A 15,268-nucleotide genomic window follows, 5' to 3' on the forward strand; every position below is an offset into this window, starting at 1 on the left:
AATTATCGTTTACTAGGTTTTACAGTAATTTGATTCCTTGTTGAATCCTTCCTTGAAGGTTCCAAATATTCAAACCCGAGAAGTTTATTAGTATTGGATAATAAAATTACGTAAGAGCGCTCATTGAGACCAATGGAAAAAGGATTATTATCCCTATTAACCTTCTTGCTGAGCAATGCATTTAGAACACTTTCGGTTAATTCTGTAGGTGCTGGCGGCTCCGATAGTTTATATTTTGTTCTCCATTCTATTTTGGGAACAATATATATATCAGCTTCAGAAGGAACATACTTTATAGTACATGGGATTTGTGCGTAATTGGGTGTATTGACAGTACAGGTAACAGAAACCATCTGACTTGAAGAGGATGTAAGTTTATTGTTTCCGTCAGCAGATGCAGACTCAGATTTTTTATGTGTATATTTCCATAGATGAACTCCTGACTGCCTTAAAAGATTAATTACCTCCATTTCCTCAGTATTTATGCTGAATTCCTTTAAAATTGCTGTGTCGTCTTCTGCAATAAAATCGTAGAGATAACCTTGCAATTTAATCTGATAGCTGGCCCTTATAATACTTTTGAAATGAATGCTATCAGGTACCTTTATAATTCTGTTAAATTGATTTGTAATATCAAGTGTTACCTGTTTTGGGGCTGTCATTTTTAAGTCCAATTTGAGATAAACTGCCGTAACTATTTTCTTTAGTGAAGAATCAGGAAGAATAGATAATGCCTTAATAGTGGGATCATCCGAAGAAGTCAGCAAGAACTGTGAAAAAAGAGTCTTACTATTAACAAAGAGTAAAAAAACGGTGAGGTAGAATTTTCCAAACATAGATGACTTTTAACGTAAGCTAAATTTAGCGAATTTCTGGCTTGAACAGTAAAGGAGTAACTATTTCACATATTACTGACTGTAAATATGTATTCTGAAATTCTTTAGAACCTCCTGGAGCAATTACAGCGAGGTTAACATGCCCATTGTTAAAAATAACAAAAAATGCACCGCCTCCGCGATGCCTTTAATTCTTTCCGGGCGTTATGAGCAAAAGGGGAACGAAAAGGCTGAGTATGGCAGTCAGCTGTTTGATCGTTTGTCGAAAGACTTGACAGCAGCATATGGAAAAGGCTCCGGAAGGTATAACTTATTTTATATGAGGAAGTTATATCTTTTTTTTCAAAAAAGTGGGACACTGTCCACAAATTGACATGGAGTCATTATTACGAGATATTAAAGTCGGATTCCGATCTAAGTGTGTAAAACTTGAAGACCGGCTCGTTAAGTCCGTTTTAGGCGGATACGTGTTCTTCTTTTTGGCCCAATATCACCGTTTTGACTGGCCCGGTATGCTCCGTTACGGGTGGCCCAATGACCTCCGTTTTAGACAGCTTTATATATAGCTGGATGCTGCGTTTGCTAGATTGTTCGGCAGCTAGCATTCTCTCATCTAATTCATCATCTAACTGAACGGAATGCCAATACACCTTTTTATTAGTTATGTCACAAACAGTGAAAACTAATGCCACTGGTATGTCATATCTATAGTGTCTCAAATTCTTAATATCAATTTGATAACTAAATAACGCTTTTGTCTTTTCCTTTTTTAACGGATTTAATTTTAGAATACCTTTGTTTTGAATTTTAAACAATAGAAACGACCTTCCACCTCCCTCAAGTTCTATCTCAAAATCGACCCCCTTGTCATTTTGATCTTCTTCACTTCTTATGCGGATTCCCAAATCCGGGTCATCGAAGATGAGGTCACTAATGGTTTGACGCAGCAGAAGAGCTGATTTGTCTTGAATTTTCCTATTTCGATCAGAGAGTTGTTGGTTAGTGAGTTTTTTTTCCATATCAAAGTAGAGGGGCTTATGCATTCTTAGAACATCAACAATATCCAATGCTCTCAAAGCAAGATAAGTTTTTTGCCAGATACCACAAATCAATTTGCAAGCCCCCTTACAAGGCATCTATTGGAATATGCTGTATCAGGTTTATCATATATTCAATTTCTCTTGAAATTGATGTATTCTAAGCCTATAACACTTAATTAGATGAGACTGATCACTGACACTATACACTGGTAGTAAACTTGAAGAAAATAAGGAATTTGGGTAGCTTGATATAGGCTACAGTAGTACATCTCTTCTAAACAAAAAGGCGCCGCTCCGCGATGCCTTTACTAATTTCCGAGCGTCATGCTTTATATATACCCGGGACTTGACAATTAACGAATCAATTCGTCCAGTATCTACTAGATTTTAATGAAATAATATGATTACATAATTTTTTACCTAGTTAACCGGCTTTACAGATGGTGGTTCCATGCCGCGCAAACGCATTAAATTTATCACCTTTCTGCGCCAGCTACTCCGTGCTAATCTCCAATTTTTACCTGAAGGTAAAATATCGATCAAATCATGTGAGTGATTAGGTCTGCGAGGTAATGCAGTATAATCCACATCATCAAAGGCGAGCAACAAGTTAATATTATCAACAGGGGTATGTTCTCTATCCAAATCAAATAATGATTTAGAAGCCGCTTCCTTATATCTATTTTGTTTTTCTTCTAACATCATCATAAGATCAGGCAATTCAATTTGCTCTGTAATAAAGTCCAGATCATAGATATCTTTCTTTGCTTTTCTATTGCTTGCACTTACCAGCTTCAAAAGTCCGATATCTCTAAGCGACAGCGTTCGAATTCCTTTATAGTATTCAAAAGTATCCAGGACGGCGATATTTTGAATTATTTCAACTTTAATTATTAACTCTTTTGATTTTCGAATAAATGCCCTGAGAAAATAAAATTGGTCTCCTGCCTCCGGATCGATAATCTCAAAATGCACCAGATCCTTCTCATAAATTTCTTTAAGTTCTGAGATAATAGTTTCTAATCCTACTTTACCTACTACCTGATTTGAAAATAAGTCGATATCAACCGATCTACGATGATTAAATCGAAGTGCCAGGCTTGTACCTCCTGCCAAGGCAAATGTGGCAAGACCCGGTAGAGATTGAAGTTCAACAATGGTATCTACAAGCTCTTGTGTAAGAGCTTGTTCAAATTGATCACCTAACATATATTAATTGGAATATCTGCGGAATACGGGTATATGGTACCTATGGGCAACCATTTCACAAACCTTATTACTAATCCGTTCTTTGGTTGTTTTGAGCGTGTCAATAATCTCATCGCTTGAATAAATCAACTCTAATTTTTCGATATCCTGAACAAAGGATAGTTCATCTGTCATGAAAAGAGCTCTTGGAATAATTAAACCCTGATCTGTTTCAGCATCTAATTGCTCCATCTTTACATCCCAAAATAAGTGTTTGGGAAAAACAGATGATATTTTAATAGACTTATTCACACATTGAAATTACTAAATAAGCCCAAAACAAAAAAGGCACCGCTTCCGCGATGCCTTTAATTCTTTCCGAGCGTCATGCTCTCTGTACCCAGGAACGGAGTTGAACCGTCACTCCCCTTGCGGAGAACAGGATTTTAAGTCCGGCGTGTCTACCAATTCCACCACCTGGGTATCCCGTAAACAAAAAATCCAAACTGCCTGGCAATTTGGAAGCTTTGTACTGAGCGGAAGACCGGGCTCGAACCGGCCACCCCGACCTTGGCAAGGTCGTGCTCTACCAAATGAGCTACTTCCGCTTGTATTGAAGAACTTTCCCGCTGATCAAACCTGTTGTTTTTTCGTTGGGATTGCAAAGATAGGATTTGTTTTTAAATAACCAACGGAGCCATCCATTTTTTTTCAAATTTATTTAAAATTATAAATGTAGTGTGAGGAAAAACATCCTTCTCCCGCAAGGAAACGAAAGAAGGATGCTTGTGTACCGTTCGGTACAATATAGATTATGCAATATTATTTGCAATCAGAAAACGGTCTATCAACGCAGCGATCTTTGTTCCATCTTCTTCCAAAGCAAAGTGACCTGTATCCAGTATATGCAGCTCCGCATTGGGAAGATCTTTCAGATAAGCCTTTGCACCGCTGGCAGGAAATATTTCGTCGTTTCCTCCCCAGGTGATCAGGGTTGGCGGCTGATATGTACGGAAGTAGTTATGCCATTCAGGGTAACGGCCCAGGTTTGTCCGGTAGGAATAAAACATCGCCATTTGTATATCCGCGTTACCCGGACGGTCCAACTTACTCTGGTCATGTACCCAGGTATCAGGACTGATCCTGCTGGTGTCTCTTACACCTGTCAGGTACTGCCATTTGGTACCTTCTAAGGAAAGCATACTGGCTACCACTTTTCTCTTTTCTTCATTTTCAGGGTCGGCCCAGAACGCTTTTATTGGTTCCCAGAAAGGAGACAGACCCTCCTCGTATGCATTGCCATTCTGCACCAGCAATGCCTGTACTTTTTCGGGGTGTCTGGCCGCAATACGATAGCCAACGGGTGCACCATAGTCCATCAGGTAGATACTGTATTTTTCCAGCCCTTTGGCCACAATAAACTGATCCACTATATCGGCCATATGGTCGAAAGTATATTCAAACTCATCCACCAGCGGCATGCTGCTGTTACCAAAACCGGGATAGTCCGGCGCTACGAGGTGATACTTTTCTCCCAGGGCAATCATCAGGTTGCGGAACATAAGAGAAGAGGTCGGATATCCATGTAACAGTAAGAGCGTAGGCTTGTCCGGCGATCCTGCTTCACGGTAAAATATCTCCTGTCCTTCAATGGTCAGCGTTTTATACTGCACCTGGTTGATATCAATGCCCTTTGTAACCGGCAATGTTGTTGACTGTGTCATTGTGATAAATTTTAAGTGTTGACTATATTATGTACTAACCAGTACAAAAAAGAGTAAAAAAATTTAATGGAGCACCTGCAGACTCATCTCCAGCACTTCCCTGAGATGTGCATAATCCGGATTACTTCTCCTGGTTACATTCACGCCATTCCAGAGATTGATCAGGTATTTCCCCAGTACCTCGGGCTTCGCTTTATTCTTCATTTTCTTTTCCACCTGCGCTTTTCTGATCACATCCGTAAATATATCTTCTGCTGTTCCCAGCAGCTCCGCCGCAATCAATTTGGTGTCCGCGTCTCCATCCGATAACTGTACCAGTGCATTCCCTATATAACAGCCTTTCATCTGCTTGCTTTTAGGGTCATCTGCAAGGGCCATAAAGAAGTCTTTGATCAGCTGAACAGGATCTTTGCTGACAGATATATCGTGCAGTAATTGCCTGTTAAAACGCTCAGCATATAGCCTTAATGATTTCTCATACAGTTCCTTCTTCCCGCCCTTAAATGCCAGGTAGAAGCTTCCCTTACCAATTCCCATAGCTTCCAGCAATTCATCTGCAGAAGCAGTCTCATATCCCTTCGTCCAGAATACGTTCACCGCTTTTTCCACTACTTCCTGCTCGTCAAATATTTTCGGTCTCCCTGCCATTTTGCTATCATTTACAGTACGAAGATACATACTGTACCAATCAGTACAAAATAAATACGCTTTTTTATTTTCAAGGAATTTCCGTACTTATTTATACAATGTGTAAGGCTGCTGTTTCTGCTATCAGCCGGTCAAAGATCTCTGCTGAAGGACGGCTCTCCGCTCCTGCGGATGCCTGACCGGCCCATAAATTCGTGAACTCCTTGCGGTCTGCCTGCTGCGCTTTTTGCCTCAATCCGGTTGTCAGGATATTCTGTATCGGGTAAGGCGGTATGTTTAAACCAGACTCCTCCAGGGCATCCATAAACTGGTTTCTCAGCCCTCTCGCCCAGCGGCCCGAATATGCCCTGGTCACCGCACTGTCTGTTACCTGTGCCTTTTGCAAAGCAGTCTTATATGAAGGAAATGCCAGGCTCTCATTACTTGCAATAAAAGCAGTGCCTACCTGCACCGCCTTCGCCCCCAGCTGAAATGCTGCTTTAATAGTAACGCCACTCTTAATACCTCCCGCTGCTATCACCGGCTTACTGATACGGCTCACCATCTCAGGTACCAATACAAAAGTGCTCACCTGTGGCAAGGGCTCATCATCCAGGAAACTACCCCGATGGCCCCCTGCTTCTATGCCCTGTGCTACCACCGCGTCCACTCCGGCCTTCTCCAGTAAAACAGCCTCCTTCACTGAAGTGGCCGTTCCCACAAGCGAAATATCACGTTGCCTGAAAGCCGCCATTGTCTCTTCATCGGGTATACCAAACGTAAAACTGATCACCGGAATATTTTCTGCTATCAATACTTCAACCTGTTCACGATAATTATAAAAGCGCAATGTATCCAACGATTGCCGCTCGAATACCAGCTGGTTCTCCGCACTGAACTTCTCCAGGAAATCCTGCATTGCTTCCGCATCCTCCCGGCTATATTCCGGCACCTCATTAACAAACAGATTTACTGCGAAAGGTTTTCCGGTGATTGATTTTGTTTTTTGAATCAGCTCCCTTGTACGGTCGGGCGATAAACCACCGACGGGCAACGATCCTAATCCGCCACGTTCCGCCACAGCTGCTACCATCTCCGGGGTCGTTACGCCAAGCATCGGTGCTTGTATAACAGGATAAATGATCTTCAGTAATCCTGTCATTTCATTTTTCCATTCCATAAACAATCCTTTTGGGTATGTACAAAAGTACGCCAAAATAAAAGGCGGATACCATATTACTGATACCCGCCCCGTTCGTCGATTGTTCTATTGTGCTAAGATCTCTTTTCCTCTCTGTAAAGTACCATACCTGCATGATATAGTACCCCGTCGCGAAACTCTCCGTCTGCTGTAAAACCTGTATCGTCTTTATAATCTATATGATCGCCGGTCAACTTATAACTTCCCTGGTATGCACTCTTCCTGTTTCCTCTTGCTTCATCGTATCTTCCACCCGGCAGCAGCTCGTGACGGATGTAACCATCAGCAGTTACCCACATCCCTACGTATTTATCATTATTTTCCATCGTCCAGTTTTTTTTAAGCGCAAAATGAATTAATTCAGTAACATAATTTCTTAACAGATCATATTTGTATAAATAGTCGGAAGACAACTCATCCAGCATGCGTCCAAAGATCCCGCTCACCACATCATCCTGCTCTCCTGTCAGCATATAAACCGGCTCTCCTTCTGCCTTGAACATTGGCAGATGACCGATGTTCTCTTTCATCTTTTTCGTAAAAAAGGCGCCATCAAAAACACACAGAAAACCTGTTTGATCAGCCGACAGCGACTTCCACACATAAGACAACCGCGGTTCAAAAAACACCAGGGCCGTCCCCGAAATATTGATACTTCTGTCAGCATAACGACAAAGGCTGTTTCCTCTTATCAGGCCGATCTTATACAATCCCTGACGATCGACTTTATCATCCGGGGGTTCCAACCGTATGACGTCTTCCACTCTTAATACATTAAAATATCCCATCTCTTTCAGATTATCGGCATTGAAATCTCTCCCCGCAGATCTGCTGAAAACAAATGATAAGAGGAAAGCCCTTGCTGTTTATGCTTCAATGGCTGTTGACACCGTTACTTCTTTCCACTTTTCCAGTTCTGACTTTAAAGCTTCAATTTTTCCATAAGCCAGGTTATATGCATCTTCTCCCAGGAATAGATGTACCGGAGGCTGTTGTTCTGCTGCTATACGGATAATAGCTGCTGCCCCCTTTTCCGGATCCCCAAGCTGGTTACCATTATATGAATGCTGGTGCGTATGCTGCGATTCACGCACATTCTTATACTCCTCAATTACATTCTTTGGCGTAACCAATGAATCGCTGGTCAGGAAGCTGGTCCTGAAATATCCGGGGCCTACAATCGTTGTACGTATGCCCAGCGGTTTTACTTCTTCAGCTAATGCTTCACTCAGGCCATCCAACGCGAACTTGGTGGCGCAGTAAATGCCAAAACCAGGGAAATTACCTACCAGTCCGGCGATGGAAGAAATGTTGATGATATGACCGGATCCTTGTTTCCTCAGGTAAGGCAATGCTTTCCTGATCACATTCAGCACACCGAATACATTCACATTAAAGTTCTCACGGCTTTCTTCATCTGTCAGTTCTTCTAATGCACCCACTAAACCGTATCCTGCATTGTTCACCACTACATCTATGCGACCAAATTTCTTCACAGTGGCAGCAACAGCATCTGCTACACTTTTCTCTGAAGTAAGATCGACACCCAGTGGAAGAAAATTATTTTCACTTCCCACTGCTTTGCTAAGCGCGTCAACGCTTCTGGAAGTTGCTGCTACCGGGAAACCCTGCGCCAGTAACTGCTTCACAATAGAAAGGCCCAATCCTTTGGAGGCGCCTGTTACAAACCAAACTTTTTTCTGTTCCATGATTTTTTCTTTGTTTGATACAAAGTTACTATGACCAACAGGCGCGCTTATTATACCTTTCAATGTGATACTTGTCACTTTCAAACATTGGGAAAAAGCTCAACCGCTCTATACGCAGATGGCGTTGTTGACACCAGTCTCCTGAAGAACTTATTGAAATGCGCAGGCTCTTCAAACCCAAGACAGTAGCTGATCTCTGAGATATTCCAATCCGTATGTTTCAGTAAGGTCTTCGCTTCACTGGCCAGGCGATCAAAAATATGTTCAGTAGTGGTACGGCCGGTAGTTTCCTTCACAGCTCTGTTCAGATGATTCACATGAATAGATAACTGCTTTGCGAAATCATTGGCTGATCGTAATTCAAAACGCTGATCAGGCGACTCGATGGGGAACTGCCGCTCCAGCAACTCTGTAAACACAGAAGTAATACGGGACTTGGCATCACTCTGATGATATAATTTCTCTGAAGGAGACAACTTCAATGCATAATGAATTACTTCTGCCACGTAGTTTGTCAGCAGATCATACTTATATACATAGTCAGACCTGATCTCTTCCAGCATCTTCTTAAAAATGGCGCTTACTTCCGCGTCCTGTTTTTCGTTCAGGAAATAGGCCGGCTTACCATCCCGCGCAAACATGGGAAAATCGTTAATACTCCCGCGCATCCTTTCGGAGAAAAAGCCTTCCTTAAAAATGCAGAAAAATCCGGTGGTATCTTTAGATAAAGCATGCCATGTATAAGGTACCTGCGGATTAAAGAACGTCAGTGTAGTACCCGATACTTCCGTTGTCTTATCTGCATAATGGTAAAAACCACGCCCTCTGGAAAGGCCAATCTTATAAAAAGCCCTGCGGCTGTAACGGGGGGCATTCTCACCTAAATGATCCTCCAATGTAAATACATTAAAATGTCCCACTTCCTTTTTCAGGTTAGCAGGTACTGCTATGGTCTTACTCTGGTAAAATTCCTCCAATGTCTGTGTCTGCATGAGTTACATTATTAACGTAAGAAAATGATGTGTGTTACAGGGGGTAATGCCATGCTGCTAATTCCTCAGTCCTTCTGCAAATTTAGTACTGACCCTTTTCCCGCTAGTTACACGAAACAAAGGATTACTTGTAAAATTCAAACAATGCCCCTCACACTTCTATGGAAAAGCAAGTTCCGGGTTTTCCGGCCCCGCCACCTGCCCTACTTTTGTCAAAAAACAGGACCATGAAAACAATAGCTGAACGCCTGCAGGAAAAAGACTGGCAGCAGATCGCAGGCAATATGCATGAGCAGGGATACGCGCTCCTCGACAGCGTACTGACCCGGAATGAATGTGATGAACTGATCGGGGCATATAATGCAGATAATACCTATCGTAAGACCATCTCTATGGAACGTTATCGCTTCGGCGCAGGAGAATACAAATATTTCCGGTATCCCCTGCCTGATCTCATCACACAGGTAAGAGAGACGGTATACAGTTATCTGGCGCCCATTGCCAATAAGTGGATGGAAGTATTACAGATACAACAACGGTATCCGAACGCACATGAAGATCTGAAACAGCTTTGCCGGGAAAAAGGGCAGGATAAACCCACCATCCTGATATTAAAATATGGCGCCGGCGGCTTTAATACCTTACACCAGGACCTCTATGGCGATGTATGGTTCCCAATGCAGGCTGTACTGTTCCTCAACGAGCCGGGAGAAGATTATGCCGGTGGAGAATTTGTACTGACAGAACAGATCCCCAGGGCGCAGTCCAAAGCCAACGTACTGCAACCGAAAAGGGGAGACATCCTGCTTTTCACGACCAACTTCCGGCCGGCAAAAGGCAGTCGCGGGTACTACCGGGTTAACATGAAACATGGCGTAAGCCCTTTACATAGTGGTCACAGGCATACGCTGGGCATTATTTTTCATGATGCATTGAGCTAATACCAATAAACCCGGACACAATCCATTCCACTGGTCCGCTGTTTATAGCAAACATAATTAACAAAATATAACAGGACTCCGCCAGGAGTCCCCGTGTTTGTAGCCCGGGTTGAAAACCCCGGAACGACGTGTTGTGTCGGCGGCCCCCGGGCCAGCGAGAATATCACAACGCAATCATCCGCTCCGGTCAGCTCCGTAGGAGCAACGTGTTTGTAGCCCGGGGTGATAACCCCGGGGCGACGTGTTGTACCCGTGGCGGTCCCACCGGGGCGACGTGTTGTACCCGTGCCCCCCCCGGGGCCAGCGAGAATATCACAACGCAATCATCCGCTCCGGTCAGCTCCGTAGGAGCAACGTGTTTGTAGCCCGGGGTGATAACCCCGGGGCGACGTGTTGTACCCGTGACCCCACCGGGACGACGTGTTGTAACCCGTGCCCCCCCGGAACAACGTGTTGTACCCGTGGCGGTCCCACCGGGACGACGTGTTGTACCCGCGGCGGCCCGGGGCAATATGTTATAACCCACATACCACCGCGGGACATATTTATACCCCGCGTTACAACCAATCCGTTTCCAAAAAAAATCAGGTGCGATAGGAAAACAATCGCACCTGATCCCTTATAAATAATGCCCGAATGACTTTATATCTCCACTACGATCTTACCGGTCGCACTACGATTTACGATAAGCGTATGCGCCTGTTCTGCCGTCTGCAGATGAAAGTGACGGGGATCCAGCAATGGCAATATCTGGCCTGCTTCCGCCATCCTTGTTGCCTCTCTTAAGATCGCGGCATGGTGCTCCCTTCCCATTCCTGTCAGCATTGGCAGCAATGTGAAAACACCCGAGTAGGTAGCGCCTTTGGACGATAAGGGCGCCAGGCTGTGTGAGCCCCATCCCAGTGAGCTGATGACGTGGCCGTCCTGAGGCTTCACGGCCTCAAAGGAAGCATCCAGTGTATCGCCGCCTACTGTATCAAATACAATATCAAAACCAGCCCTGTGCGTGTACTTATCCACATATTCAGTCACACTCATGGTATCACTGTCGATATGTGTAGCGCCCAGCCATTCAATGACCGCTTTCTTACCGTCAGTGTCGGTTGCATATACGTCGGCGCCAAAGGCCACTGCGATCTGTATAGCCATTTGTCCTACACCTCCGGAACCTCCGTGTATGAGCACTTTCTGTCCGGCAACTACTTTCGCCTTGTCTACCAGTCCTTCCCATGCGGTAATGAATCCCAGTGGGATGGCCGCTGCTTCCCGCATAGTAAGATTAACCGGTTTCCTGGCAATGAGCTCTGCGTCCACAGCCACATACTCTGCCAGGGAGCCCTGTAAACCAGCTACTCCTCCGGTCATGCCATACACCTTGTCGCCGGGAGCAAAACCGGTCACACCTTCACCGACTTCCACTACTACGCCCGCCATGTCGATCCCCAAAACTGCAGGTAAGGGCTGTTTCACCAATGCTGCCTGCCCTGCTTTAATTTTCGCGTCCAGTGGATTTAAACCACTGGCCTTTACTCTTACCAATACTTCGCCATGATCTGGTCTTGGCCGGTCTATTTGCGCATATACAAATGGGTCGCCATAATTCTCCAGGATGAGCGCGTGCATGTGATCTTTTTTCATTGTCTTAGCCGGTTAATCTTTTTACTGATCTGTTGTTTAATAAACTCAAATTACGTGACACATCATCTGTAAGCTATCGTTGTTGCTGAACAGGTATGTAACTGCCAACACAGGCAAAAAGAACTGCCAGATGTCATGGACATGTCTTTATACTAAAAAGTGTTCCATACAATAACAAGCTGATTTGCAATAAGTTGAAACAATGCCAAGATGACACTGCAACCATATATCGCTAATCCTCCCGCGATTTAACGATATATAACATATCCGAAAGATCAGTATCTTACTTCTATGAAACACCTGTTGCTCTTCTTATTGCTCTTAAGTTCTACCACACTGCTTTCCGCACAATCCAAGACCGGTAAAAATACTGTCTATTTTCCCACGAAAGAGGTCTGGCAACATCGATCCCCTGCCGACATGGGACTGGATACTGCAAAACTGGCAGCTGCCATCCAGTTTGCGAAAGACAATGAAACGAAAGCGCCCCGCAATATGGAGATCGCACAGGCACTGAGTTTCGGCAAAGAGCCTTTCAGCGCCGGTATCGGGCCGTTTTCCACAAGAGGTGATGCCACCGGTGTAATTGTGTATAAAGGCTATATCGTGGCAGAATGGGGCGAACCATCACGCGTTGACATGACACACAGCGTTACCAAAAGTTTTCTTTCCGTGGTGATAGGATTGGCGGTGGATAAAGGCCTTATCCGCAGTGTGCAGGATACCGTATCACACTATGTGCCGCCCATCGAAGTATACAACCCCGCAGCTATAGGCCCAGGCGCCGAACAACTGGGACAGCCACAGTTATTATATCCGTTTGCAAGCTCGCATAACAGTGTACTGACATGGGATGTTATGTTACGGCAAACAAGCGACTGGGAAGGAACCCTGTGGGGCAAACCCGATTGGGCCGACAGGCCGGAAGGAAATACCTCAGAGTGGATGACACGAAAGCGCAACGTTCCCGGCACTGTATGGAAATATAATGATGTAAGGGTAAATGCCCTGGCCCTTGCTGCTACCAGCGTATGGCGTAAACCACTGCCCCAGGTGCTGAAAGCAAATATCATGGACGAAATAGGCGCTTCGGATACCTGGCGGTGGAATGGCTACCGCAATTCCTGGATAGTGCTGGACGGCACTGCTGTACAATCTGTCAGCGGCGGCGGCCACTGGGGCGGCGGAATGTTCATCCATGCCTATGATATGGCCCGTTTTGGCCTGCTTACATTACACAGGGGAAACTGGAACGGAAAACAGCTCATCTCCGAACAGTGGGTAAAACAATCCCTCACCCCTACTACAGCCAAACCAACATATGGATATATGAACTGGTTCCTGAATACCGGCAAAGAATTACTTCCCAGCGCCCCCGCCGATGCATTTGTACATATCGGTAACGGTACAAATCTCATCTATGTAGACCCGGGTCATGAACTTGTCGCGGTAGTAAGATGGATAGAAAATAAATCCATGGATGATATGATCAGGCATATCCTGGCTGCTTTCAGGCAATAACAGCCTTTAGGCGTTTACTGCTTCCAGCGTTGACAGCCGGCCGATGCTGATCCTGGCGATCCTGAAATTGCGCCATTGCTGACTATTGCATTCCAGGGGAGAGATGTTCTCTATGAAGGTTTCCAGCCGCTCAAAATATATTCTGTTGTTCGCTGTATTTTCCGCAAATGCAGATATGATGCTTGCTACCTCTGTATCGCTAAGGGCCTGTTTCAATTGCTCGATTACTAATAACGCCTGTTCGCTAATTCTCATTTGTACAGTTTTTATTACCTCGCTTACCCAACCCGCCTCCGGCGGATAGATATTTCATTTTGCTGTATTCGGCCGCAAATATACCGTCTAGTCTTTAACATACCAACATATTAAAGAGAAGCCGAATATATTTGAGAAATCCTTTATATTTGCTATAACACCAAACCTATACTTTATGAAAACCATATTCTTCCTGCCTGTTCTCCTGATCAGTGTATGGTGCAATGCACAGGATGGTCTGTATCCCTATGCGGAAAAAAACAAATGGGGCCTTACCAATAAAAAGCATACGGTTGTAATGGAACCTCAGTTCGATAGTATCCACCCCTTTGAAGGTGAATATGCCCGGGTTGAGAATAATAAAAAAACAGGACTGATCCATGCCTCCGGCAGAATTGTATATCCCTGCTCCTATAGTGACATTCCATTCGTTTCTCCCAACGGTATGGCCATTGCCAAAGTGCAGAAAGGATATATCCTGCTGGATCCATCTACCGGCAAACAGAAAGGAACGCTTGTATTTGAGTTGCCCGGTATGACGCCGATGTCTAAAACGGCTAATCTGTTGCTCGCAAAAAAAGAGGGTTCCGTGGGAATCGTAAATATGACCACCGGTGAACCTGTCTCTAAAAAATTCCCATATGACGATGCAGAATTCTTTGATGAAAAATCACTGAAGGATTATGTGATCGTTAACATTGACGATAAATACGGCGTAGTAGAAGCCCTGACAGGCAGAGAGATCATCCCTGCCACCTACAGCGAAATAAAGGGCGCTTCCGATGGCACACAGGACCTGATCAAAGCTACCAGCGACGATGAACGTGTGGTTTATTTTGACGCCAGTGGCAGGCCTGCATCAGCAGCAGTTGCCAAAGCAGCGAAGAAAGCGGAAGACGATATGAACAAAACCAGCTCCCTGGGAAGTCTGAAAGATGATTCCAAAAGAGACCTGCATATCTATAAACTCGCAAACGAAAAATGGAGGATCACCCTGGAAGAACGTATATTCCAGCATCCGAAAGTGCTTGACAGTATTGATCTCAGCGGATACACGCAGCTGGAATATATGTCCTATCATGCAGGTCTGGCTAAATTTCCCGGGAAGATCAAGGCGGTGAAAAATGGTAAGGCAGGTGTGATCGATATGAAAGGTAATGTGCTTATTCCCCTGATCTATGACGACGTGACCTACAGGGAAGACAACATCGGCCACTATGCCTTCGTAGAAACCAAAGTAGGCAACAGGGTGGGTGTGATCCCGGCTGAGTCGATGAAAGAACTGAAAAAGCCTGTCCTTGCCCGTGTCATTGATGAAGACGTGAACCGCCAGGCATTACTGGTACAGGTAGCCAGCGGCACAATAGGTTATATGGATAAAACAAGCGGTGAGATCTTTATACCGGGGTATAAAGAGTAGCTGTTAAACGATAATGAAAGAAAGCCGGTTCATTCAGATGAGCCGGCTTTTTTATTTCCACCAGCTTCGATCTGCCCAATGATCAGGTCTTCAACAGGCTGCTGTTATCTCCTTTCCCTAAGGTATCCCATAAAAAAGCCATCTTCTACTCACATATAACCCATATATAACCCATA

16 protein-coding genes and 2 tRNA genes are annotated in these 15,268 nt (G+C 44.5%); 4 read left to right on the forward strand and 14 right to left on the reverse strand.

The annotated features are described in order from the left end of the window. Positions 1-2 precede the first annotated feature (2 nt). A complete protein-coding gene (locus MYF79_RS27590; protein WP_247811098.1) occupies positions 3-836 on the reverse strand; it encodes a hypothetical protein in 834 nt (277 codons plus the stop codon). A 181-nt stretch (positions 837-1,017) separates the two neighbouring features. Between MYF79_RS27590 and MYF79_RS32550 the strand changes: the two genes are divergently transcribed. Beyond that, positions 1,018-1,209 (forward strand): DUF1016 N-terminal domain-containing protein, encoded by a 192-nt coding sequence (locus tag MYF79_RS32550; protein WP_410688424.1) that lies wholly within the window; start codon positions 1,018-1,020, stop codon positions 1,207-1,209. An 82-nt stretch (positions 1,210-1,291) separates the two neighbouring features. Here the strand turns inward: MYF79_RS32550 and MYF79_RS27595 are convergent, their stop codons facing one another. From MYF79_RS27595 to MYF79_RS27645, 11 genes are all read right to left on the reverse strand, one after another. Further along, positions 1,292-1,912 carry a DUF4365 domain-containing protein gene (locus MYF79_RS27595; RefSeq protein WP_247811099.1) on the reverse strand — a complete coding sequence of 207 codons (621 nt, stop codon included), beginning with the start codon at positions 1,910-1,912 and terminating at the stop codon, positions 1,292-1,294. Positions 1,913-2,296: 384 nt separating this feature from the next. Further along, entirely contained in the window at positions 2,297-3,085 is a 789-nt protein-coding gene (locus tag MYF79_RS27600; RefSeq protein ID WP_247811100.1) for a nucleotidyl transferase AbiEii/AbiGii toxin family protein, read from the reverse strand. Between the two features lie 3 nt (positions 3,086-3,088). Next, positions 3,089-3,376, reverse strand: coding sequence for a DUF6922 domain-containing protein (locus MYF79_RS27605; protein WP_247811101.1), 288 nt, complete (start codon positions 3,374-3,376; stop codon positions 3,089-3,091). Between the two features lie 85 nt (positions 3,377-3,461). After that, positions 3,462-3,547: transfer RNA gene (locus tag MYF79_RS27610), tRNA-Leu, on the reverse strand. A 52-nt stretch (positions 3,548-3,599) separates the two neighbouring features. Beyond that, a tRNA-Gly gene (locus MYF79_RS27615) sits at positions 3,600-3,672 on the reverse strand. Between the two features lie 204 nt (positions 3,673-3,876). Further along, positions 3,877-4,788: an alpha/beta fold hydrolase gene (locus MYF79_RS27620; RefSeq protein WP_247811102.1), complete on the reverse strand. Its 912-nt coding sequence runs from the start codon at positions 4,786-4,788 to the stop codon at positions 3,877-3,879. Positions 4,789-4,851: 63 nt separating this feature from the next. Continuing rightward, positions 4,852-5,436 (reverse strand): TetR/AcrR family transcriptional regulator, encoded by a 585-nt coding sequence (locus MYF79_RS27625; RefSeq protein ID WP_247811103.1) that lies wholly within the window; start codon positions 5,434-5,436, stop codon positions 4,852-4,854. 91 nt (positions 5,437-5,527) lie between these two features. Then, a complete protein-coding gene (locus MYF79_RS27630; protein WP_247811104.1) occupies positions 5,528-6,595 on the reverse strand; it encodes an NAD(P)H-dependent flavin oxidoreductase in 1,068 nt (355 codons plus the stop codon). 95 nt (positions 6,596-6,690) lie between these two features. Further along, positions 6,691-7,404, reverse strand: a complete 714-nt coding sequence (locus MYF79_RS27635) for an Atu4866 domain-containing protein (protein WP_247811105.1) — start codon at positions 7,402-7,404, stop codon at positions 6,691-6,693. Positions 7,405-7,482: 78 nt separating this feature from the next. Continuing rightward, the gene (locus MYF79_RS27640; protein ID WP_247811106.1) at positions 7,483-8,325 is read right to left on the reverse strand and encodes an oxidoreductase; all 843 of its coding nucleotides are present in this window, start codon (positions 8,323-8,325) and stop codon (positions 7,483-7,485) included. An 80-nt stretch (positions 8,326-8,405) separates the two neighbouring features. Next, entirely contained in the window at positions 8,406-9,317 is a 912-nt protein-coding gene (locus tag MYF79_RS27645; protein WP_247811107.1) for a helix-turn-helix domain-containing protein, read from the reverse strand. Between the two features lie 227 nt (positions 9,318-9,544). Between MYF79_RS27645 and MYF79_RS27650 the strand changes: the two genes are divergently transcribed. After that, positions 9,545-10,258: a 2OG-Fe(II) oxygenase gene (locus tag MYF79_RS27650; RefSeq protein WP_247811108.1), complete on the forward strand. Its 714-nt coding sequence runs from the start codon at positions 9,545-9,547 to the stop codon at positions 10,256-10,258. Between the two features lie 642 nt (positions 10,259-10,900). Here the strand turns inward: MYF79_RS27650 and MYF79_RS27655 are convergent. Then, a complete protein-coding gene (locus MYF79_RS27655; protein ID WP_247811109.1) occupies positions 10,901-11,896 on the reverse strand; it encodes a zinc-dependent alcohol dehydrogenase family protein in 996 nt (331 codons plus the stop codon). Between the two features lie 291 nt (positions 11,897-12,187). Here MYF79_RS27655 and MYF79_RS27660 point away from each other — a divergent pair, with 291 nt between their 5' ends. After that, a complete protein-coding gene (locus MYF79_RS27660) occupies positions 12,188-13,417 on the forward strand; it encodes a serine hydrolase domain-containing protein (RefSeq protein WP_247811110.1) in 1,230 nt (409 codons plus the stop codon). Positions 13,418-13,423: 6 nt separating this feature from the next. Here MYF79_RS27660 and MYF79_RS27665 read toward each other — a convergent pair whose 3' ends face one another. Further along, a complete protein-coding gene (locus tag MYF79_RS27665; protein ID WP_247811111.1) occupies positions 13,424-13,672 on the reverse strand; it encodes a hypothetical protein in 249 nt (82 codons plus the stop codon). Between the two features lie 175 nt (positions 13,673-13,847). Here MYF79_RS27665 and MYF79_RS27670 point away from each other — a divergent pair, with 175 nt between their 5' ends. Then, the gene (locus MYF79_RS27670; protein WP_247811112.1) at positions 13,848-15,092 is read left to right on the forward strand and encodes a WG repeat-containing protein; all 1,245 of its coding nucleotides are present in this window, start codon (positions 13,848-13,850) and stop codon (positions 15,090-15,092) included. The last annotated feature ends 176 nt before the right edge of the window (positions 15,093-15,268 follow it).

The sequence above is a fragment of the Chitinophaga filiformis genome (genome assembly GCF_023100805.1).
GTDB lineage: Bacteria > Bacteroidota > Bacteroidia > Chitinophagales > Chitinophagaceae > Chitinophaga > Chitinophaga filiformis_B.

Coding starts and splice junctions, on each gene's coding strand:
- MYF79_RS27590 (WP_247811098.1), bottom strand. CDS start 836: ATGTTTGGAAAATTCTACCTCACCGTTTTTTTACTCTTTGTTAATAGT.
- MYF79_RS32550 (WP_410688424.1), top strand. CDS start 1,018: ATGCCTTTAATTCTTTCCGGGCGTTATGAGCAAAAGGGGAACGAAAAG.
- MYF79_RS27600 (WP_247811100.1), bottom strand. CDS start 3,085: ATGTTAGGTGATCAATTTGAACAAGCTCTTACACAAGAGCTTGTAGAT.
- MYF79_RS27620 (WP_247811102.1), bottom strand. CDS start 4,788: ATGACACAGTCAACAACATTGCCGGTTACAAAGGGCATTGATATCAAC.
- MYF79_RS27625 (WP_247811103.1), bottom strand. CDS start 5,436: ATGGCAGGGAGACCGAAAATATTTGACGAGCAGGAAGTAGTGGAAAAA.
- MYF79_RS27630 (WP_247811104.1), bottom strand. CDS start 6,595: ATGGAATGGAAAAATGAAATGACAGGATTACTGAAGATCATTTATCCT.
- MYF79_RS27635 (WP_247811105.1), bottom strand. CDS start 7,404: ATGGGATATTTTAATGTATTAAGAGTGGAAGACGTCATACGGTTGGAA.
- MYF79_RS27640 (WP_247811106.1), bottom strand. CDS start 8,325: ATGGAACAGAAAAAAGTTTGGTTTGTAACAGGCGCCTCCAAAGGATTG.
- MYF79_RS27645 (WP_247811107.1), bottom strand. CDS start 9,317: ATGCAGACACAGACATTGGAGGAATTTTACCAGAGTAAGACCATAGCA.
- MYF79_RS27650 (WP_247811108.1), top strand. CDS start 9,545: ATGAAAACAATAGCTGAACGCCTGCAGGAAAAAGACTGGCAGCAGATC.
- MYF79_RS27655 (WP_247811109.1), bottom strand. CDS start 11,896: ATGAAAAAAGATCACATGCACGCGCTCATCCTGGAGAATTATGGCGAC.
- MYF79_RS27660 (WP_247811110.1), top strand. CDS start 12,188: ATGAAACACCTGTTGCTCTTCTTATTGCTCTTAAGTTCTACCACACTG.
- MYF79_RS27665 (WP_247811111.1), bottom strand. CDS start 13,672: ATGAGAATTAGCGAACAGGCGTTATTAGTAATCGAGCAATTGAAACAG.
- MYF79_RS27670 (WP_247811112.1), top strand. CDS start 13,848: ATGAAAACCATATTCTTCCTGCCTGTTCTCCTGATCAGTGTATGGTGC.